This is a genomic window from Kosakonia sp. SMBL-WEM22 (assembly GCF_014490785.1).
In the GTDB taxonomy this organism is placed as follows: Bacteria; Pseudomonadota; Gammaproteobacteria; order Enterobacterales; family Enterobacteriaceae; genus Kosakonia.
Genome location: NZ_CP051488.1, coordinates 4204612 through 4225067 on the forward strand (window position 1 = coordinate 4204612; position 20456 = coordinate 4225067).

General features: G+C 56.0%; 11 protein-coding genes and 4 pseudogenes. 4 read left to right on the forward strand and 11 right to left on the reverse strand.

What is annotated here, in order from left to right; all coding sequences use genetic code 11:
- Window positions 1–556: 556 nt before the first annotated feature.
- From HF650_RS20210 to HF650_RS20250, 10 genes and pseudogenes are all read right to left on the reverse strand, one after another.
- Window positions 557–820, reverse strand: coding sequence for a hypothetical protein (locus HF650_RS20210; RefSeq protein WP_223284218.1), 264 nt, complete (start codon window positions 818–820; stop codon window positions 557–559).
- Window positions 805–1131, reverse strand: a complete 327-nt coding sequence (locus HF650_RS25385; RefSeq protein WP_223284219.1) for a hypothetical protein — start codon at window positions 1129–1131, stop codon at window positions 805–807. Before HF650_RS25385 ends, HF650_RS20210 begins: the two co-directional genes overlap by 16 nt.
- A 37-nt stretch (window positions 1132–1168) precedes the next feature.
- Complete coding sequence (locus HF650_RS25580) at window positions 1169–1531, reverse strand: RHS domain-containing protein (RefSeq protein ID WP_346014260.1); 363 nt, start codon at window positions 1529–1531, stop codon at window positions 1169–1171.
- Between the two features lie 198 nt (window positions 1532–1729).
- Window positions 1730–2047, reverse strand: coding sequence for a DUF1525 domain-containing protein (locus HF650_RS25395; protein WP_223284220.1), 318 nt, complete (start codon window positions 2045–2047; stop codon window positions 1730–1732).
- A 108-nt stretch (window positions 2048–2155) separates the two neighbouring features.
- A complete protein-coding gene (locus HF650_RS20225) occupies window positions 2156–2713 on the reverse strand; it encodes a hypothetical protein (RefSeq protein WP_187800111.1) in 558 nt (185 codons plus the stop codon).
- Window positions 2710–2919 (reverse strand): AHH domain-containing protein, encoded by a 210-nt coding sequence (locus tag HF650_RS20230; RefSeq protein ID WP_249118876.1) that lies wholly within the window; start codon window positions 2917–2919, stop codon window positions 2710–2712. Before HF650_RS20230 ends, HF650_RS20225 begins: the two co-directional genes overlap by 4 nt.
- A 156-nt stretch (window positions 2920–3075) precedes the next feature.
- Window positions 3076–3989 (reverse strand): annotated as a pseudogene (locus HF650_RS20235) (RHS repeat-associated core domain-containing protein); the annotation flags it as partial.
- Window positions 3983–4110: pseudogene (locus HF650_RS20240) on the reverse strand (DUF3487 family protein); the annotation flags it as partial. The pseudogenes HF650_RS20240 and HF650_RS20235, both read right to left, overlap by 7 nt.
- Before the next feature lie 21 nt (window positions 4111–4131).
- On the reverse strand, window positions 4132–4437 hold the full coding sequence (locus tag HF650_RS20245; protein ID WP_187800112.1) for a TIGR03745 family integrating conjugative element membrane protein: 306 nt from the start codon (window positions 4435–4437) through the stop codon (window positions 4132–4134).
- Window positions 4438–4520: 83 nt separating this feature from the next.
- Window positions 4521–4880 carry a hypothetical protein gene (locus tag HF650_RS20250; protein WP_187800113.1) on the reverse strand — a complete coding sequence of 120 codons (360 nt, stop codon included), beginning with the start codon at window positions 4878–4880 and terminating at the stop codon, window positions 4521–4523.
- Window positions 4881–5012: 132 nt separating this feature from the next.
- Here HF650_RS20250 and HF650_RS20255 point away from each other — a divergent pair.
- Window positions 5013–5845, forward strand: a pseudogene (locus HF650_RS20255) (RNase A-like domain-containing protein).
- Complete coding sequence (locus HF650_RS20260) at window positions 5846–6169, forward strand: contact-dependent growth inhibition system immunity protein (protein ID WP_223284222.1); 324 nt, start codon at window positions 5846–5848, stop codon at window positions 6167–6169. It begins immediately after the preceding pseudogene.
- Between the two features lie 84 nt (window positions 6170–6253).
- Here HF650_RS20260 and HF650_RS20265 read toward each other — a convergent pair.
- Window positions 6254–6370 (reverse strand): annotated as a pseudogene (locus tag HF650_RS20265) (DUF4400 domain-containing protein); the annotation flags it as partial.
- 378 nt (window positions 6371–6748) lie between these two features.
- Here HF650_RS20265 and HF650_RS20270 point away from each other — a divergent pair.
- Window positions 6749–6949: an MbtH family protein gene (locus HF650_RS20270; RefSeq protein WP_187800114.1), complete on the forward strand. Its 201-nt coding sequence runs from the start codon at window positions 6749–6751 to the stop codon at window positions 6947–6949.
- A gap of 105 nt (window positions 6950–7054) precedes the next feature.
- Complete coding sequence (locus HF650_RS20275; protein WP_249118877.1) at window positions 7055–20401, forward strand: non-ribosomal peptide synthetase; 13347 nt, start codon at window positions 7055–7057, stop codon at window positions 20399–20401.
- Window positions 20402–20456 lie beyond the last annotated feature (55 nt).

The following is a 20456-nucleotide window of genomic DNA, read 5'->3' on the forward strand; positions in this document are numbered from 1 at the left end:
ATTCTCTATTATTCATCGTTTGTCCTCCTCATAGTTTAGTAACTGTAACTCCAGTGTGTTTCCCTAACTGAAGCATTTCAAATCCCCCCAATTATTAGCTTGCGCCCCCTCAAAACCCGGTTGTTTCAGGCGGTGGTGCTCCTGTTGATACACTTAGGAAAACACCATCAGGGCCATCTTTGTTTGCATTTTCTATTTCCGGGTGTTTTGCACTGACTCCCCGGTAAAGCTTATCCTCTTTCCCACAATTTGATAGACCCAACGGATCACTCCATATAAGCGGGTTCGGCGCGTACAGGTACAGGTTTCAATCACCGTTCAACCTCATCGGATCCTGGACAGTGAACCGTCCGGTCGGCGGGTCGTAGTAGCGGAACTGTAACGCAGCCCGGTTTCACCGTCGGCGTACTGCTCGACGTCGTTTTTCGATTAAACCTTCCTATTCAGCCCATCGGAAAAAAGCTGCTTAATGAGTAATATTCCAGTAAATTGTCCCTTCATGATCCAACACTGGTTTTAGCATGTTCTAAAGGGGCCTATACTGTAATCTTTGTTTTCATTCTAATGATCTTTTAAATTTTTCAAAAAAGACAGCAAAATCTTTTATACCATCCACTTTATGCCTTTCATTTAATATATATTTACCCGTATTAATATCCATTACCTCAAGCATACAACTATTGTCATCCCAAAAAATAAATCTTGCTAAAACTTTTTCATTATCATAATCAATAACCACACTTGTGGTTAGCTCATTATTAATGACATTTATATTATAGGATGAGTTTTTTTTCATCCAGTCGATTACTTCTGAGAGCATGCTTTTATTCCCGCCTCGGCTTTATGTGCTTTAATAGATATATTAGCGGCCTTTGGCATTTCAGGTACTGGTTTTCCTTTGTGCCTTGCCAAACACCCTTCTAAAGAATCAGGCCCAATAATTTTCGCCCAACCTTCATTAGTTTTGATTAACGACTCCTCGGGGACATCAAATTCTACATACATGGTTACTGGTTTTGCCTGCTTTCCGAAAGCTTCAATATCCGCTGGTGATGCTACATGGGTTGTACCTGTTGAGCTTTGGACAACTGTACCTGTTTTTATCATCTGGTCATATTCTGACTCGCCCATCCATCGGCCGACAGTAGTATTGGCTAAACCCCACGGGTCAATCCACCCCGGCGGGTTCGGCGCATACTGGTACAGGCTCCAGCCACCGTTTAACCCTATCGGGCCCTGGAGTCTGCGGGTCGTAGTGGCGGAACAGATTGTAGTGCGGGCCAGTTTCGCCGTCGGTGTACTGCCCCGCATAGCGCAGCGGCTGGTGCGCCAGGGCTGTGTTCTGTGCCAGCCGCGCGAAGCCGTCCGTCTGGTAGCGGACCTCACCGAAGCTGCCGTACTGCCCGCTCCAGCGGATGCTGCCTTCTTCGTCGGGGACTTCCAGCGGTGCGCCGTTCAGGTCGGTGCTGAACCAGTAAATCTCCCCGTCCGTGTCGTCCCGCAGATGGTCAACCGCGCCAGCGGGCTCCAGGCCTCGTTGGGGTCACAGATATACGTGCTACACTGCCCGTCCTGGTGCTGTTCCTGCAACAGGCGGTAACCCTGCCACAGGAAGCGGGTTTCCGTTGTGCCGTGGGCGTCATACAGGTAATACGCCTCAAAGTGTCCCTGCGGCCCGGTTCCGCGGGCGGTCAGCAGGCGGTTTTCGGCGTCATAGGTGTAGTGCTGCTCATACAGCCCGCTGCGCCGGCGGGTCAGGTTGCCCCACGCCGTCGTAGTGCATAAACAGGTTCTGCCAGTGCTGCAGGCGGTTGTCGGTCACCGGGTCGTCGTTCGCGGGCAGGTTAGCGCTCGGCCTCATCGGGTTTGACGACAGCTCGCCGAACAGTTGCTTCTGCGGCTGCTCCGGACCGTCAAGATAAATCACGGATACCGAGGCATCGATGTTGGTCGGGGAATGGTGAGAATCGGTATAGAGTACCGTGCCGGCAAGCATCGATGCCGGCATCAGCAGAGGGGACAACGTCAGCAACGTGCTGATTTTCATAGCGAGCACTTCTGCATGGATAGAATCCACACAGGGTGTTACGACATGGTCAGAAAGGCAGCAAAGAAGTCTTTATTGAATTATAAAAATTTATGCAGCCCCTCAACCTCAGGTTGTGGGGATCTCGACAGAGAAATCGAAGCCAAGCAATCCAGCCTCTTCCACTCTGCGTTTGAATGCATCCGTCACAAAGACACGGCTGATATCCTCTTCAATAGAAAATAGGTACTCATCCGTGATGTTATCCACCTTAAGCACCGGCTTTCTAATCAGAAACCTGCCCTCAGCCTCACGGAACAATGCGTTTTCCCGATCAAAACACCCCGAAAGGACATTCGTAGGATGGTACCCCAAAAAGGTCTTTCTTTTACTGGCAGTTAAAACCGGTAAAACTTCGCCCCGAGGAAGTAGAATATTACTCAAAACGTCTAACGCATTCTCACTTAGAACAAAAAGGGGGGATAAAGCGCTACTGAAGTCAAACTGGTAGTTCCGCTTACCCGTATCATTGCTACGTAGCTCTAACCTGATAGGTGTGTAATTACTCAACGGCTTCCAGTTAGCACTTCGAACTCGCCCCATGATACTTTCCTCCCCCTCAGGATAATCCTGAATAAAGGAGCAAAAGTTAGTCACGTCAGATCCTAGTAAATATATTTTTTTCATAACAACACTGACCAGCTGGCATTTCTATCCGCTGAAAGTAACGTTTCTCGCATTAGCTGCAGTTCATCCAGGACACCTTGCTTACTACCAAAGTCATGTGCATCTAAGATACGCTGATTCACTGCGTCCAAATACTCATCCGGATGCTTACCATTATGCAAGATCCCAGGCAAACCGTCCGTATTGTTCCGATTTGGTAGGAACACGCCATTTTCTGCACCATCGATATCAATGTCGTGCCGTTTCAATATGTCTCAGGCAGGTCTTACTGCCTTAGCAGTTTCCGGAACGATATGGTGCGCAGCTGAATTGGCAGGACGCGGCGTACCCGCTTTTTCCATACTCTTGGCCAGAGCAGAGCTGGTCAAACCTAACGGATCGACCCATCCATATGGGTTCGGCGCATACTGATACAGGTTCAGCCCGCCGCGTAGTCCTACCGGATCCTGCGTGGTAAAGCGCCCCACCTCCGGCTCATAGTAGCGGAACAGATTATAATGCAGCCCGCTTTCGCTATCCTGGAACTGGCCTGCATAACGCAGCGGCTGGTCAATAAGGGCGCCCTTACGCCGTTCGGCGCCGGCGACAGTCTGCTCGAGGGCCGCCAGCGGCGTCCACCGGCTTGCCGGATCATAGCTCCAGGTGCGGCGCGTACCGTTGTCCCGCTGCTCCTGCAGCAATCGGTAGCCCTCCCACACGAAGCGCGTGGGTTGCCAGCCTTGTGGTAGCGCAGCTGCACGCTGTCCGGCTCGATACCCAGTTCGCTGCCGGCAGCGGTCGGCGTGCGCGTCAGGCGCTTCATGCGCACGGCCGTATCATAGTGGTAATGCCACTCGGCGCTGTCGTTGGCGCGCCAGACCAACTGGCCGGCGTCGTCATAACGGAACTGATGCAGACGCGGGGACAGCTGTGGTGCCACGTCCGGCGACGCGACTTCCCGGTATTCGGTAAGTTGCCCGTCAAGCCCATAACGATATAAACGGTCAATACTGTCCGGCCGCCGTTCAATCATCAGCCGGCCAACCGCATCGTGGCTGAATTGGTAATCAGCACCGTTGCCATTTTCCAGTCTCGTCAGCCAGCCTCGGCAGTTATAGTGATGACGGCGCGTACGCTGGATGCGGTCGGTGATGCTGACCAGCTGGCCCAGCAGGTTGTACTGCCAGCGCGTCTCACTGCCGAGCGGGTCATGGTGTACGGCCAGCTGCCCCTGCGCATTCCAGGCAAACCGCTCTTCGCTGCCGTCGGGATGCAACAAGGTCTGCAGTTGGCCAGCAGGATAAACGGCAGTGACAGGAGCCCCCCGCGCCGGCAAGGGCTGCCAGCCCCATCTCATGGGTGGTAACCCCGCGAAACACCACGGGCTCACTGTTGAGACGGTCAAGGAGAAAACGGATGGTCTGCTTCGTCGTGGACTCCTACAGCAGAATGTCGGCAGACTTGCCGATCAGCCAGATAACGGTAACCAGCAGCACCACACCCACCACGATAATGGAGCCAAATTTGGTCCAGGTCGCCCGCTCGTTACGGAGTTCGGTAAACGTGTGTAGGGCAGCAATGGCGTCGTTGATAAAGGCAACGGCGGCCACGACCAGCCCGCCGATGACAAGACCATCCTGTATGTAACCTTTGATTTGTCCGGCCAGGCCGCTTCCGCCGCCCGAGCTTGGGGGTTCCACCTGAGGTAAATCAGCAAAGGCCGGTTTGCAGGTGAGCCAGCCCATAATAGCCAGCGTACCGGCGCGGGTCAGCGATAAACCCTAAACAGGATTTTGAAAATTAAGCGATAATGCGGCTCGGGTCGGATTTAATCATCATATTCGGCGGCGACCCAGGTGCTTCCCCCTTTTGATGTCGTCACGGTTGTGACCAGAAAGATATGCCCTTCAAGGCCTTTTTCTGAAAAATCGATCCCGCCGTCTTTGGGGGTATATCGTGTCGTTCCGTTCCCCTGACGGAACGCTGACAGCCTGTAACGAAGCGAATTATCAAGAGACGTCATATAACAGACAAGATGGCCGGTCGTGGATTTATTGGACCATATTTTGAAATCCAGCCGAGCCTGCCATGTTCCCTCAGGTATATTTTTCCAGTCATATTCTTTAGGTTCGAAGCCTTCCCGCAATGCCATGTCCCAGGTCAGGGCTCTCTTTGCCTCTTCAGCCATATTCTGCTTCCTCTTTTATTCATTCAGTTCTGAACGTAATAAAAACAGACCTGACGTGACACAGCAAGTTATCCGGGGATAAGCTGATTATGCTTTTTATAATTCAGACGTCTGATAAGAGAGTGCAGGAGCATGAGTGAAACGAATGGCCTCAGAATTGCCCTGTCGCCAGTGCAGCTGGCAGCCACACTTTAGAAAAAAGTATCAGCGAAGGCGAAACGCTCAGCAACTGTTTATGAAGCGGACTGGGTCTGGCAGGCGGCGTGGTGGAAATGTTCGGTGCCGGTGTGATGTGCGTGGTTCCGGAGCCCACAATGTTAACCAAAGCAGGGTGTGTTGTTGTCGGCACGCACAGTCTTGCTACCGTCCAGGCTTCATTTCGCCAGATATGGAGCGGCAGACAGATAAATACAGACACCTACAATTCAGCGGTTCTGCTGGCAGAATCGCTGGGAGCCGATCGCGATACGGCTTTAAAAGTCGGCATGACAGTGGACCTTGCCATTGCGGTTGGTTTCTCCGTGGCAGTGGGGGCAGTACGTGTTGTTGCTGTCAGATCAGGGAGAATAAAACTGGCGGAACATGAATCAGTTACCGGTCAGCACCCGGGCGGGCATACTATCGAACAACATATCGGTAAAACACCTGAAGAGCTTGCTGCCAGACTTCAGCGAAGGCCGATGCTGCCTGCAACGAGCGCATTCAGAAACCTTGACGAGGCTGAAATTCTCACGACAAAAGTGCTGAGAGCCCATAAAAATGAGATAGAAATGTTCGTCAAATTTCAGCCCAAAGGCACCCCATGGCGGAAAAAAATATCCATGCAATTCACACAGCCTACCGGGATTGTGATGAAAAGAGGAAGCTCAGAAGTCAGAAACTGTTACCGTGTTGAAGTGTGGCGGGAGCTCACTGAGTACAATGGTAAGCCTTATTTTATACTGACGTCGATGCCCCTGGAGTGAATGATGAAACAGCGTGATACCCCCCTGGAGCTGGATAATCTGGTCTGTAATTATTTCGGGCATGATTACGACCTCATTGATGACAGTGAGGCACTCCAGCCCAAAATTGACGCCTATAACCGGCAGTCGGGAAAGGCGATGCAGATGGCGCTTCTCGAAGACATTGACGATTTTCTGGCTCTGGGGGATACGATGAATATGGCCTTCATTAAAAGATATGGCGTGTATTTCGATCCGTTGCTGTGGGGCATCACCCCCCATGATTTTCTGGTTCTGGTCAGGGAGCAGGTCAACATCGCCTTAGCGCACTCTCAAAACAACTGACGCGCCAGTAACAGTCGTTTCATGGCTTGTCTGCTGACGGCAGGCGCGCAAAACACGTTTTGCACGCCTCCGTCCAGCCCTGATTTAAAGATACTTCTTGAACGAAGCCGTGGTCACGGTCACAGCGATACCCAGCAGGACAGCCGCTGGCAACAACAGCAGATTGGGGTAAACTGCCATGGGCCAGATAACGGGAAGTATTTTCATTTTGCACACTCTTTACAATATACAAATACGCCTGTTTACAAAATATTAACTTTGACTCAGGAATTGAAAATCCCCGTGCCCTTGGTTCGATTATTAATCTCACATTTTTCGCTATTATACCTACTTTCGCCAAATGCATTTCAAATATTAATATTATTCAAAAAGAAACATTACCATTTCTTTTATATATAGTATTTGGGCTTTAACAGAAAATAAAAACATTATTTATTTACGCTATTATTAACGGGCAGCAAAACGTGAGATAGATCACAACAAGCAGTTATCCCTTTTACAGCTTCTTATTACAGATTGCCTTCAAGATTTTTATTCTATAAATAATATCTTCGCTTTTATTATTCCAGGGGAAAGTAAATGAGCAATCCATTTGAAAATGAAGATATTACTTTTTTAGTATTAGTGAACGCAGAGAATCAGCACTCCTTATGGCCGCAATTCATGGCGGTCCCAGATGGTTGGGATATTGTGCGCGGGCCCGCCAGCCGCAAGGAGTGCATTCATTACATCGAGGAAAACTGGAAGGATATCAAGCCGAAAAGTTTACAAAACCTATAAATCCTTGTTGCCCACTCGTTATCCCATTTCGCTTTAATATTGAGGTCTTATATGTCCGCACAAGAAGACATGGATTATTTCGCTTTAACGTCGGCTCAGATGGGCATGTGGTTAGCGAATGAAGTCGCGCTGAATCAGGCAAATAATAATATTAGTGAGTATTTAATTATTGATGGCGTGATTGACACATCACTATTTAAAGACGCTATAAAAATAATGATTGCTGAAACTGATGCCATGCATGGCCGTTTTTTTCATAAAAATAACGAAGTCAGGCAATCATTAACACCTGTTAATGATTATGAGGCAGGTTTTTATGATTTCAGTATGATGGACGACCCGTGGGCAACCGCCATTGAATATATGACGGCGCAGACAAACAGGGCATACTCACTTGCTGAAACGCATCTGTTTACCTTTTTCCTGATTAAAGTCGCCGAAAATAAACATCTCTATTATCAGTGCAGCCATCACATTCTTATCGACGGTTTTGGTGCCGCACTGATCCTCAGCCGCGCGATTGAAATCTATAACTGCTTAATCGCCGGCAAGCCGGTTTCCCCCTCACCCTTCGGCAGTTTTAAAACGCTGATGGCGGATGATATCGAGTATCGCCAGTCAAACCGTTTCACCCGCGACAGACACTACTGGATGTCGCGCTTTGGCGACCTGCCTGAGCCGGTCAGCCTCGCCGGACGCGCCGCCCCCTGTAATCAGCTTCTACGCCAGCGTATTTCGCTCGAAAAGCCGTTCCATGACGCCATTATGCAAAGAGCGAGCGACTCTGGTTTTACCCTACCGCAGCTGCTCACCGCCCTGAGCGCCATTTACCTTTACCGCACTACCGGTAATGAAGATTTAGTGATTGGCTTTCCGATGGCGGCGCGCGTCGGGCGAGCGCAGCGCAGCATTCCCGGCTTAATGTCCAATATCATGCCGTTGCGTCTAAAATTATCACCGGCGCTTACGCTTAATGACGTGATGGCGCAGGCGATGAAAGAGATGGTCTCCTCTTTACGCCATCAGCAATACCGCCATGAAGATCTGCTGCACGACCTGAACGTTACGCGACCGCTGTTTAACACCGCCATTAACGTTGAACTTTTCGGCGAAAACCTGGCCCTTAGCGGGGCGGAAACCCTCTCCATTAATCTCTCCAATGGCCCAGTGGAAGATTTAAGCATCTTCTTCTTTGGCTATGGCGATGATCGCACAATGGTGCTTGGCTTTGATGCCAACAGCGCGCTCTACACCGAGCAGGAGCTGCTTGCCCATTATGAAAGAATGACGGCCCTGTTCAGCAAACTGATTGCCAACCCTGAGATGGCCATCGGTACACCTTCGTTGCTGAACGCCAATGAGTACCAGCAGATTGCCCTGCTGAATGATAAAACCACCTGCCCGACGCCCTCGGTTACGCTGGCGGAGTGCTTTGAAAAACAGGTTCACCTTACACCCGATGCGCCGGCCATTTTTTATGAAGAGAGCGTACTGAGCTACGCGCAGTTAAATAGCCTGGTTAACCAAATGAGCCACTATTTACGCCAGCAGGGCGTATGCTCGGGCGATATCGTTGGGCTGCTGCTGCCGCGCACGGATAATCTGGTGATCGCCATGCTGGCGATTATGAAAGCCGGTGCGATCTACATGCCATTAGATCCCGATCACCCCAGCGAACGCATAAAACATATTCTCGCCACCGCCGCGCCGACCTGTCTGCTAACCACCTCCGAAACATCAGGATTGGTTGCGCAATTCCCGCAATATCAAATAGATGATAACGACACTATTGCCGGTATTATTTCGCAACCGGAAACGGATCCTGTGACAACCTCCGCACAGCGCCAGCAGGCGGCGTATGTGCTCTTCACTTCCGGCTCGACCGGCGCGCCGAAGGGGGTGCTGATCCCCCATAACGCATTGACCAATTTTATGGTGGCGATGCAGCAGCATGTTCAGCTTTCAGCTGAGCATCGTTTAATGGCCGTCACCACGGTTGGGTTTGATATTGCCGCGCTTGAGCTTTTCCTGCCGCTGCTCAACGGCGCGGCGGTAGTGATTGCCTCACGCGAGGCCGCCCGCGATCCGCACCTGCTGGCGAGCGAGATCAATCGCTGGAACATCACTCATCTGCAGGGCACACCAGCATTGTGGCAGGGCTTAGTCAGCTACCAGCCGCAGGCGCTGGCAAGGCTCACCGCACTGGTAGGCGGCGACGCGCTGGCGGCCAATCTGGCCGAACAGATGGTGGCACTGGCGTCGCGAGTGATCCAGGTTTACGGGCCTACAGAAACGACTATCTGGTCAACAACCCGCGAGCTGAATGCCGAGAGCGTTGCCCCTTCTATCATCGGTCTGCCAATCAACAATACTCAGGTTTATATCCTCGATAGCGCACTGCAGCCGGTGCCGGTGGGTCAGCCTGGCGAGCTCTATATCGCCGGTGACGGTCTGGCATTTGGCTACCTGAAACGCGCCGATCTCACCAGCGAACGTTTTGTCGCGAACCCGTTTGGGGCAAGGGGCTCACGCATGTACCGCACCGGAGATATCGCCTTCTGGGAGCGTGATATGCAGATCGGCTTCCTCGGACGTGCGGATAACCAGGTGAAGATCCGCGGCTACCGCATTGAGCTCGGCGATATCGAAAATGCGCTGCTGGGATCAAAGGCGATCAAGCAGGCTCTGGTGCTCGCGCACGACGAAAAGGCCTCCGGGCAAAAACGGCTGGTGGCCTACGTGATTGCGCATGATGAGGCGAACTGTTCACCAGAAACGCTACGCGCAGACCTGGGCAAAAAGCTGCCCGACTATATGGTGCCGTCCGTAATCATGGTGCTGGAGCAGTTTCCTCTCACGGCAAATGGCAAAATTGATCGCCGCGCCCTGCCCGTTCCGGCCTTCACCGCACCCACCCGCGTGCTTCCCTCCACGCCGCAGCAGGAAAAACTCTGCCAGCTCTTTGCCGAGTGCCTGGAGTGCGACCTGCCCGGGATTGATGACAGTTTCTTTAACCTTGGCGGCCATTCGCTGCTGGCGCTGAAACTGCTGAGCCGCATCCGCGAAGAGTTCAGGAGTGAGATCTCGCTGAAGGCGATCTTCGACGCGCCAACCGTGGCGGAGCTGAGCGCGCTGATTGACGCCGGAAACAGCGTGCCCGTGCGTCCTGCGCTGGTAACGCAACCGCGTCCTGCCCTGCTGCCGATGTCATTTGCCCAGCAACGCCTCTGGCTACAGGAGCAGATCGCGCCGGGCAGCGCCTACAATATGCCGCTCGCCGTCAGGCTGAATGGCAAACTGGATGCCGCAATGCTGGCGCAGGCGCTGGCGGATGTTGTCGCCCGCCATGAGAGCCTGCGTACGCGATTGACGCAGCAGGAGGATACTCCTTGCCAGCAGGTGCTGGCACCAGAAGAGGCAGCATTCACTCTGCAACATCAGACCATTGCGCCAGCGGATCTGACCGCACAGCTGATGCACCACAGCGCGCATGTTTTCGCCCTCGATCGCGAGTTGCCGATCAAAGGCTGGCTCTACCAGCTGGCATCCGAGCAGCATGTTCTGCTGCTGGTTATCCACCATACTGCGGGCGATGGCGGCTCCCTCTTCCCGTTGTTGCAGGATCTGAGCTTTTGCTGGCAAGCACGCCTGGCGGGTCACGCCCCCGAGCTTGCGCCGCTTGCCGTGCAGTATGCAGATTATGCTCTCTGGCAACGGGCGCTGCTCAGCGACGAGCAGGATGAGAATGCCCTCTTCGCCCGGCAGATGGCCTACTGGCGCAACCAACTGCAGGGGATGCCAGAAGAGGTTACGCTGGCAGGCGATCGGCCACGTCCGGCGCGCGCCAACTATGCGGGGGATCGCGTCGCCTTTACGCTGCCGGATGGGATCTTTACAAAACTCACAGCATTAAGCACGCAAACCGGTGCCAGCCTCTTTATGCTGCTGCACACAAGCCTGGTGGCGCTGCTGCATCGCATGGGCGTGGGAGACGATATTGCCATCGGTACGCCGATCTATGGTCGTACCGATAGCGCGCAGATCCCGATGATTGGCTACTTCGCCAACACTGCGGTGCTGCGCATCCAGGCGTCCGGCAACCCGGAATTACGCACACTCATTGAGCTGGCGCGCAGCGCCGTGCTGGAAGCCAATGAACACCAGGATATCCCCTTCGAACGCCTTGTCGAAGCCCTGGCCCCGGACCGCTCGCTGGCTAAACACCCGCTGTTCCAGGTGATGCTGGCGGTCGATACGCCGTGGCCGCAGGCCGTCACCCTGCAAGGACTGCAACTTGAACAGCTTGAGCTGCCCACCACCAGCGCGAAATTTGATCTGCTGTTTAATTTCAATGTTGATGAGCAGCATGGGCGGATAAGTGGGCATATCGAATACGCCACCGATCTCTATGACGCTGGCACCATCCAGGGCGTTGCGGAACGCTTAGTCCACGTCATTGAGACACTGGTGAGCGCGCCAGCCACCCGCCTCGGCGAACTGGCGCTGTTAACGCCCGTCCAGCGCGAAACGCTGCTTAACGGCTGGAACTCCACCCGTGTTGCCCTGCCTGAAGTGCGTCTAGCCGCACTGTTTGAACAGCAGGTGCTGCGCACGCCTGACGCCATTGCCGTCAAGCAAGGCAACAAAACGGTGACCTACGACCAGCTAAACCAGGCGGCGAACCGTCTGGCTCACCGGCTGATAGCGCTGAACGGCGGGAAAACCTTCTGCGCCGGGCTGTTGATGCAGCACTCTATTGATGAAGTGATTGCCACGCTTGCGGTAATCAAGGCGGGCGGCGCTTACCTGCCGCTGCGCCCGCGCGATCCCCTTGAGCGCCAGCAGATGATGCTGGATGACGCAGGCGCGACGCTGCTGATTGCCGACGCAGGCCTGCCGTTACCGGATGCCGCGCATATCATTCACCCGGCGGACGACGCGCAGCAGGCCGGAACAGAGACCAACCCGGCATTAGTTGGCGCGGCGGAGAGCCTGGCTTACATCATGTATACCTCCGGCTCGACCGGTAAACCGAAGGGGATTGCCGTCAACCAGCAGAGCGTGGCGGCGCTTGCCCTCGACCGCCGCTGGTCGCCAGAGGATCACAAGCGTGTCTTGCTGCACTCCCCGTCAGCTTTCGATGCCTCTACCTGGGAGCTGTGGGTGCCGCTACTCTGCGGCGGTCAGCTGATCGTTGCCCCCGCCGGTGAGCTGGATATTGATACGCTGGCGCAAATCGTCATGGAGGAGAAGGTCACCGCGCTGTGGCTCACCGCCGGGCTGTTCCGCCTGATGGCTGAAGAGCATGCCAGCGCCCTGAAAGCGGTGCGGCTGCTGATTGCCGGGGGCGATGTGCTGCCAGTGACGGCACTCAAAAAAGTGATGACGCAGTGCCCTGCGCTGAAGATGATGAACGGCTACGGCCCGACGGAAACGACCACCTTTACCACCACCCACCTGCTGCCGGGCATCCCGACGGAGATGACGGTACCTATTGGTGCGCCGATCGATAACATGCAGGTCTACGTGCTGGATGGTTATCTCAACCCGGTGCCGGTCGGTGTGCCCGGCGAGTTGTATATTGCTGGTCTCGGTCTGGCGCGTGGCTATCAGAAGCAGCCTGTGTTAACGGCAACGCACTTTGTCGCCAACCCGTTTGCGCAGCCCGGCGAGCGCATGTACCGCTCCGGCGACTGGGTGCGCTGGCGTAAAGATGGCGTACTCGAATACCTCAGCCGCGGCGATCAGCAGGTGAAAATTCGCGGCTTCCGTATTGAGCTGGCGGAAGTGGAAACCGCGCTGCAACAGCAGCCTGCCGTGGCGCAGGCGCTGGCCTGCATCGTCGAGCCAAACCCGGGTAATAAGCAGATTGTCGCCTACGTTCTTGCACGCAAAGAGGTGGACTTCGATGCGGCGCAGTTGCGCGACGCGCTGAGCGCGCAGTTGCCGGACTTTATGGTGCCAGCGATGATTATCCCACTGGAGACCTTCCCCCTTAACGCCAACGGCAAAGTGGATATGCGCGTCCTGCCCGCGCCGCGCTTTACCGCCGCGCTGCACCGTGGCGCGCGTAACGATCGGGAGAGCAGGCTCTGCGTCCTCTTCGCTGAGGTTCTCGGCTTAGACGAGATCGGCATTGACGATAACTTCTTTGCCCTCGGCGGCCACTCGCTGCTGGCTTCCCGTCTGGTCAGTAAGGTACGCCGTGTAATGCGTGTCAATCCCGCCATTCGCGATCTCTTTGAAGCCCCAACTGTGGCGCAGTTTGCCGAGCGTTTACACGCCGCCGCGCCTTCGCGTTTGCTGCTCCAGGCGCGTGAAAAACCGACCCTTCTGCCGCTTTCGTCCGCGCAGCGTCGGCTATGGATGATCGATCGCATTGAGGGCCAAACCGCCACCTACAATATGCCGCTGACCCTTGAGCTGGAAGGCGAGGTAAACGTCGCAGCGCTGACGGCAGCACTCAACGATGTGAAGCTGCGTCACGAAACGCTGCGCACGCGCTTTTTACTCCAGCCAGACGGCGCTGTTTATCAGCACATTACAGAAGGCGAGGAGTCGTACTGTGCCCTCATAACCGAAAACGTGTTGTCTGAGGATCTGGAGAACCAGATGCTGAGTGCCGCACAATACACCTTCGATTTAACCGCAGAAGATCCCTGCCGCGCGTGGCTCTTTAGCGTCAATGAAGAGCGCCATCTGCTGCTATTTTTAATGCACCATATCGCCAGCGATGGCAGCTCGCTCTCTCCGCTCCTCCAGGATCTGGCCGCAGCCTATAACGCCCGCGCGCAGGGCCATGCTCCATCCCTGGCACCGCTTGCGGTGAACTATAGCGATTATGCGCTGTGGCAGAACGACTGGCTGGGCGAGATCAATACCGCCGAAAGCCAGGCGGGCCGCCAGCTCGCCTGGTGGCGCGACGCGCTCGCCGATCTGCCCGACGAGCTGAAGCTGCCCCTCGACCGTCCGCGCCCGGCGCGCGCAAGCTATCGGGGCAAGCAGTGTCGCTTTACCATCGATGAAGGGCTGCACTCGCGCCTGCTTGAGGTAGCAAAAGCGCACAACGCCAGCCTGTTTATGGTGCTGCAGTCGGCGCTCGCCGTACTGCTGCACCGGATGGGCGCAGGCAACGATATCCCTGTCGGCACTGCCATCGCCGGGCGCAGCGATGAGGCGCTCGAACCGCTAGTTGGCTTCTTTATCAACACGCTGGTGATGCGCGCCACCGTTGACGACAACCTCACCTTTAGTGCCCTGCTGGAGAGGGTTCGCGACTACGCGCTGCAAGCTTACGAGCACCAGGATCTCCCCTTTGATAACCTGGTCGAAGCGCTAAACCCTGAGCGCTCGCTGGCGCGGCACCCTCTCTTCCAGGTGATGCTGGTGCTGCAAAATATGGCCTACAGCGAAGCGCACTTTGACAATCTGCGTACCCGGGTTACCACACCGCTGCTGCCGGTGGCAAAGTTCGATCTGACCTTTAATATCGAAGAGACGCCGACAGCGCTTAACGGTATTCTCGAATACGCCACCGATCTGTTTGACGATGCCACCGCCGAAGCGCTGGCAGAGCGTTTCGTGCTGGTTCTGCATGCCGTTATGGCACAGCCGCAGCGGCGTGTCGGCAGCGTTCCGCTGCTGCTGGCGGAGGAGTGCCAGTCCGCCGTGCCGGTTTGCACCGCCTTTGACCAGTGGGCTGACGCCAGGCTGCATGACGTTTTCGAACAGCGCGTGCGTGAAACACCGCAGGCAACGGCGCTGAGCCTCGGCGATGAGACGATGAGCTACGGCGAGCTGAACCAGCGCGCCAACCAGCTGGCACGCTATCTGGTAAGCCGTGGCATCGGCACGGAAGATAGCGTCGCGCTGGCGCTACCGCGCACTATGGATACGCTGGTGGCGCTGCTCGCCATCGTCAAAGCGGGCGCGGCCTACCTGCCGCTGGATGTGCATAACCCGGCGGATCGCCTGGCCTACATTGTTGACGATGCCAGACCGGCGCTGATTATTACCCTCGTGGAGTATGCAGGCACCCTCAGCAGCACACTGCCCGAACTGCTGCTCGATACGCCGCAGTGCCAGCAGACGCTTGCGCTGTTGAGCGGTGAAGACCTCAGTGACGCCGAGCGCCTGCGCCCCGTCAGCTCCGACAGCCTGGCTTACATTATCTACACCTCCGGCTCGACCGGTAAACCGAAAGGGGTAATGATCCATCACAGCAATGTGCTGCGCCTCTTCGCCGCTACGGAGGAGTGGTTCAACTTTGCCCGCACCGATATCTGGACGCTGTTTCACTCCTGCTCGTTCGATTTTTCCGTCTGGGAGATCTGGGGCCCGCTGCTCTATGGTGGCGAGCTGGTGGTAGTACCGTTTATCGTCAGCCGCGATCCGCAAGCCTTTTTAAAACTGTTGAGCGACAAACGGGTCACCATCCTTAACCAGACGCCATCCGCTTTCTATCAGCTGATTGAAGCGGAAAACACGGTGGCGCCAGCAAGCTGCCCCTTAGCGCTGCGCAAAGTGGTGTTTGGCGGCGAAGCGCTCGATCTTAGTCAGCTTGAGCGCTGGTACCAGCGCCATGATGACGCTGCGCCGGAGCTGATCAACATGTACGGCATCACCGAAACCACCGTCCATGTCAGCTATCAGCCGCTGACGGCCGAGGGGGCGCGCAACGCCTCCGGCAGCCTGATTGGCGTGGCGATCCCCGATCTGCATATCCACCTGTTAGACGATGCGCTGCAACCTGTTCCGCTGGGCGTAGAGGGTGAGATGTATATCAGCGGCGCAGGCCTGGCGCGCGGCTACCTGAATCGCGTGGCACTGAGCAGCGAACGCTTTGTTGCCGACCCCTATGGCGAGCCTGGCACGCGCATGTACCGCTCCGGTGATGTGGCGATCCGCACCCGTAAAGGCGAGCTGAACTACTTAGGTCGCGCCGATCAGCAGGTTAAACTGCGCGGGTTCCGCATTGAGCTGGGCGAGATTGCCGCCGCGCTGGCAAGCTATCCGCAGGTGACTCAGGCCGAGGTGATCCTGCAAAATGATAACCCCGGCAACCCGCAACTGGTGGGCTATATCATTAGCGACAGCAGTAGCCCTGTCGACATGGCGGCGCTGCGCCATCATGCGGCGGATAAACTGCCGGAATATATGGTGCCAGCGGCCATTGTGCAGATGGAGAAGTTCCCGCTGACCATCAACGGCAAGCTGGATAAGCGCGCCTTGCCGAAGCCGACCATGATGCAGAGCGCGACCCGCCGCCAGCCACGTAATGCGCAGGAAGAGATGTTAGCGGGCCTGTTCGCCGAGGTGTTGCAGCTGGAAGCGCCGGGCATCGATGACAACTTCTTTATGCTCGGCGGCCATTCGCTGTTAGCGATGCGACTGATAAGCCGTATCAGCAGCGAGCTGGGTAAAAATGTGCCCATCCGCACGCTGTTTGATTACCCCACCGTGGCACAGCTCGCCAGCCAGCTTGCGCAGGCGGATATTGCTCCGAAAGTCGCGCTGCCCCCGCAGACGCGCGACGAGTATCTGCCGCTCTCCTTTGCCCAGCAGCGCATGTGGCTCTTGAAGAACCTCGATGATAACCACGCGGCGTATAACATGCCGCTCGCCCTGCGCTTCAGCGGGCCGCTGAATGAAGAGGCGTTGGGCCTGGCGCTGCGCGATGTAGTGGCGCGTCATGAAGTGTTGCGCACGCTCTACCCACTCCATCAGGAGCAGCCTTACCAGCATATTCTCGCCGCCGATTCGGTTGAGATGACGCTTGCGGTCAAGCCGATCACTGAAGACGCGCTCGCCAGCGCGCTTGTTGAGGCGTCAGCGTATGCCTTCGATCTGGCGCGGGAGATCCCGCTGCGTTGTACGCTGTTCCGTTTGCCACAAACGCATGAACAGGTGTTGCTGATTGTCATTCACCACATCGCCTGCGATGGCGGCTCGCTGGCACCGCTGTTCCACGATATCGCCTGCGCTTACAACGCACGTTGCAAGCAGCAGGTGCCAGCGTGGACGGAGCTTGCCGTGCAGTATGCCGATTATGCGCTCTGGCAGCGCGGCCTGCTCGGCGAAATCGAGGAGCACACGCCGCTCTGCGCGCAGCAGATCGCTTTCTGGCGCAGCGCGCTGGCGGACGCGCCTGAAGAGATGCTGCTACCTGTTGACCGTCCGCACCCGGCTTCACCGAGTTATGTGGGCGAGCGGGTTCATTTCCGTATCGACGAGGCGCTTTATCAGCGGATTAAGACCCTGACGCAGCAGGAGGGCGTAACGCCTTTTATGCTGTTGCAGGCGACCGCCGCGATCCTGTTTAGCCGCATGGGCGCAGGAGATGATATTACGCTCGGCACCGCCGCTGCGGGGCGCTCAGATGAAGCGATCGGCTATCTGGTGGGCTTTTTTGTCAATACGCTGGTGCTGCGCGTCGATCTGTCGGCAAACCCCAGCTTCCGCGCGGCGCTGGCCAACGTTCGCGACTATATGCTCTCCGCCTATGCTAATCAGGATGTGCCGTTTGACTGGGTGGTAAAAGCATTGAATCCGGGGCGCTCATCAGCCAGACATCCCCTCTTCCAGGTGATGATGGTGCTGCAAAACAACGCCAATACGCCGCCGCAGCTGGTGGATGTGCAGGCAACTCATCAACCGGTAGGTCTGGTGACCACTAAGTTTGATTTGCTGTTCAACTTTGATGAGATTTGCGGCGAAGCGGGCGAAGTGTACGCCCTTGATGCGCAAATTGACTTCCCGGTAGAACTCTACGATCGCTCAACCGTTACCGCGCTGGCTGGCTACTTCGTGCAGCTGTTGCAGGCGGCAGTCGACGCACCGGACTTACCGGTGAAAAACCTGCCGCTACTGAACGATGGGCAGCGCGATGCGCTTATCCATGTTGGCAATAACACCTTTGTGGATCTGCCGCCGGCAACGCTGGCACAGGAGTTCGCCTGCCAGGTGGCGAAAACCCCGCATCATATCGCCATCAGCTGTGGTGACGAGCAGCTTACCTATCAGGAGCTGGATGCGCGCGCCAATGCTTTAGCCCATAGCCTGCAACAGCGTGGGGTGGAAGCAGATCGAGGGGTAGCGTTACTTCTGGAGCGTTCACTCTCGCTGGTGATTGGCATCCTCGCCGTGGTGAAAGCGGGCGGCTTCTATGTGCCGCTGCGCACCAGCGATCCCTTTGAGCGCTGGCAGCATATTACCCATACGCTGGATGTTCGCGTTGCGGTCGTAGATGAGCGACACAGTGCCACGACGCTTCCGGAAGGCATTGAGGTACTGACGGTCAACAATGCACATATGCAGGAAGAGGCGCCGACCATCGCACCACCGCTTAATCCTGACCATATCGCTTATGTGATGTTTACCTCTGGCTCTACCGGGCAACCGAAAGGGATTGCCATTACCCAGGATAACGTTGTTGCCCTGGCGCGCGATCGTCGCTGGCAGGGGGAGCATCATCAGCGCATTCTGCTGCACTCGCCGTATGCTTTTGATGCCTCAACCTATGAGATTTGGGCGGCGCTGCTCAACGGTCATCATGCGGTGATTGTTCCGGGAGACGAGCTGGATTTGCCGGTGATCACCTCGACAATTACCGATCGTAAAGTGACCGCGGTGTTTTTAACCTCCGGCCTGTTCCGCCTGATTGCCGAAGAGGCGTGGCAGTGCCTGGCGGGGGTCAGCAAAGTCTATACCGGTGGGGAGAAGATATCCGCAAGCGCGGTTCAGTCATTGCGCGAACACTTGCCGGACCTTGAACTGATGAACATCTATGGTCCAACGGAAGCCACCACCTATGCCACGGATTACCCGATTACGCAGGCAGATGCACCCTATCTGGATGTGCCGATCGGCTATGCGATGGATAACACCCGCCTCTATGTGCTGGATGAGTACTTGCAGCCGCTGCCGGAGGGGGTTGCGGGCGAGCTTTATATCGCCGGACGCGGGCTGGCGCGCGGCTACGTGAACCATCCGGGGCTTAGCGCGGCGCACTTCGTCGCCGATCCTTACGGGTCTGCTGGAAGCCGTATGTACCGCACCGGCGATAGGGTCAAACGCCGCCGCGACGGCGCCATCAGCTTTGTTAGTCGCGGCGATCAGCTGGTGAAAATTCGCGGCTTCAGGATCGAGCCTGGTGAAATCGAGATTGTACTGAAGCAGCATGAGGTGGTGCAGCAGGTGGCCATCATTCCCCTTGAAGATGCGGCGGGCCATAAACAGCTGGTAGCGTATGTGGTTGTCAGCGATGCGCAGGAGAGGCTACCTGAGGCACTGCAGCAGTTTGCCCGTGAACGTCTACCGGACTTTATGGTGCCAGCGGCGGTGGTGGTGCTGGACGCACTACCACTCAATGCCAACGGAAAACTGGCGATCAAGGCGCTGCCGCGGCCTGATTTTAGCACCCAGGCCGGGCGGCAACCGCAAAGCGAGCGGGAGATATGGCTGGCAGAGAAATTCAGTACGCTGCTCAAGGTTGAGAACATCAGCATCGACAGCAGCTTCTTCGCCATGGGCGGCCACTCCCTGCTGGCGGCGCGGTTGATTACGCAGATTGACCGCGAGCTGCAGGTGAAGCTAACCATCCGCGATCTCTTTGAGTCGCCGACGGTTGCGATGCTGGCGCAGCGGCTGGAGGGTAACCGCAGCAGCAGCATGCTGGATGTGATGCTGCCGCTGCAACCGCTGGGCGATAAACCAGCGCTGTTCTGTATGCCTCCTGGCGGCGGCCTGAGCTGGTCATACTCCGGGCTTATCAGCTACCTTGGCGAGCGGCAACCGATCTACGGCCTTCAGGCGGTCAGGATCAGTACAGGAGAGGCAACGGCCTCGGTTCAGGAACTGGCGAAAATCTATCTGGCGGAGATCTACAAAGTCCAGCCAGAAGGGCCTTACGCCCTGCTCGGCTGGTCGTTTGGCTGCCATCTGGCCCATGAGGTCGCCACGCTGTTACAGAAAGCGGGGCATGTGGTCAGCACGCTGGTGCTGGTGGATGGCTATCCGCTCGGGGAGCGTTATAGCGAGACGGTACTTAGCGACGAAGAGGGCCTGAAGGTGCTATTCGAAGCGCTTGTCGGTGCCGTTCCGCAAGACAACGCGTTGCTCTCCGTTGAGGAGCTACGTCGTGAGTTGCAGGTGATTGAACACCCTCTCGCTCACGTGGAACCGGTGATTTTCGAGCGCATTTTCGCCGAACTCCGCGATGCACCGGTGCTTCTGGCAGATATGTCGCCGGGGCGCTATCGCGGTGATATGCTCTTCTTCAAAGCGACACAGCGCGATGCGGGTACCGAGGATTTCGACCCGCTGCTCTGGGCAAACTATATTGATGGCAATATCATCGTCCACACGGTGCCGAGCACGCATAACGGTATGTTCAGCCCGAAGGCGTTGAAAACTATCGGCCCGATTACTCAGCGCTGGCTTAAGAGCCACTGAGCGGATTGAGCATTATGTTGATGAAAACCGCCGTAATGGCGGTTTTTTTTACCTG

Bases quoted from the DNA above. Each gene is read 5' to 3' on its own strand.
- HF650_RS20210 (WP_223284218.1), bottom strand. From the start codon at position 820: ATGCTCTCAGAAGTAATCGACTGGATGAAAAAAAACTCATCCTATAAT.
- HF650_RS25385 (WP_223284219.1), bottom strand. From the start codon at position 1,131: ATGGGCGAGTCAGAATATGACCAGATGATAAAAACAGGTACAGTTGTC.
- HF650_RS25395 (WP_223284220.1), bottom strand. From the start codon at position 2,047: ATGAAAATCAGCACGTTGCTGACGTTGTCCCCTCTGCTGATGCCGGCA.
- HF650_RS20225 (WP_187800111.1), bottom strand. From the start codon at position 2,713: ATGAAAAAAATATATTTACTAGGATCTGACGTGACTAACTTTTGCTCC.
- HF650_RS20245 (WP_187800112.1), bottom strand. From the start codon at position 4,437: ATGGGCTGGCTCACCTGCAAACCGGCCTTTGCTGATTTACCTCAGGTG.
- HF650_RS20250 (WP_187800113.1), bottom strand. From the start codon at position 4,880: ATGGCTGAAGAGGCAAAGAGAGCCCTGACCTGGGACATGGCATTGCGG.
- HF650_RS20260 (WP_223284222.1), top strand. From the start codon at position 5,846: ATGATGAAACAGCGTGATACCCCCCTGGAGCTGGATAATCTGGTCTGT.
- HF650_RS20270 (WP_187800114.1), top strand. From the start codon at position 6,749: ATGAGCAATCCATTTGAAAATGAAGATATTACTTTTTTAGTATTAGTG.
- HF650_RS20275 (WP_249118877.1), top strand. From the start codon at position 7,055: ATGTGGTTAGCGAATGAAGTCGCGCTGAATCAGGCAAATAATAATATT.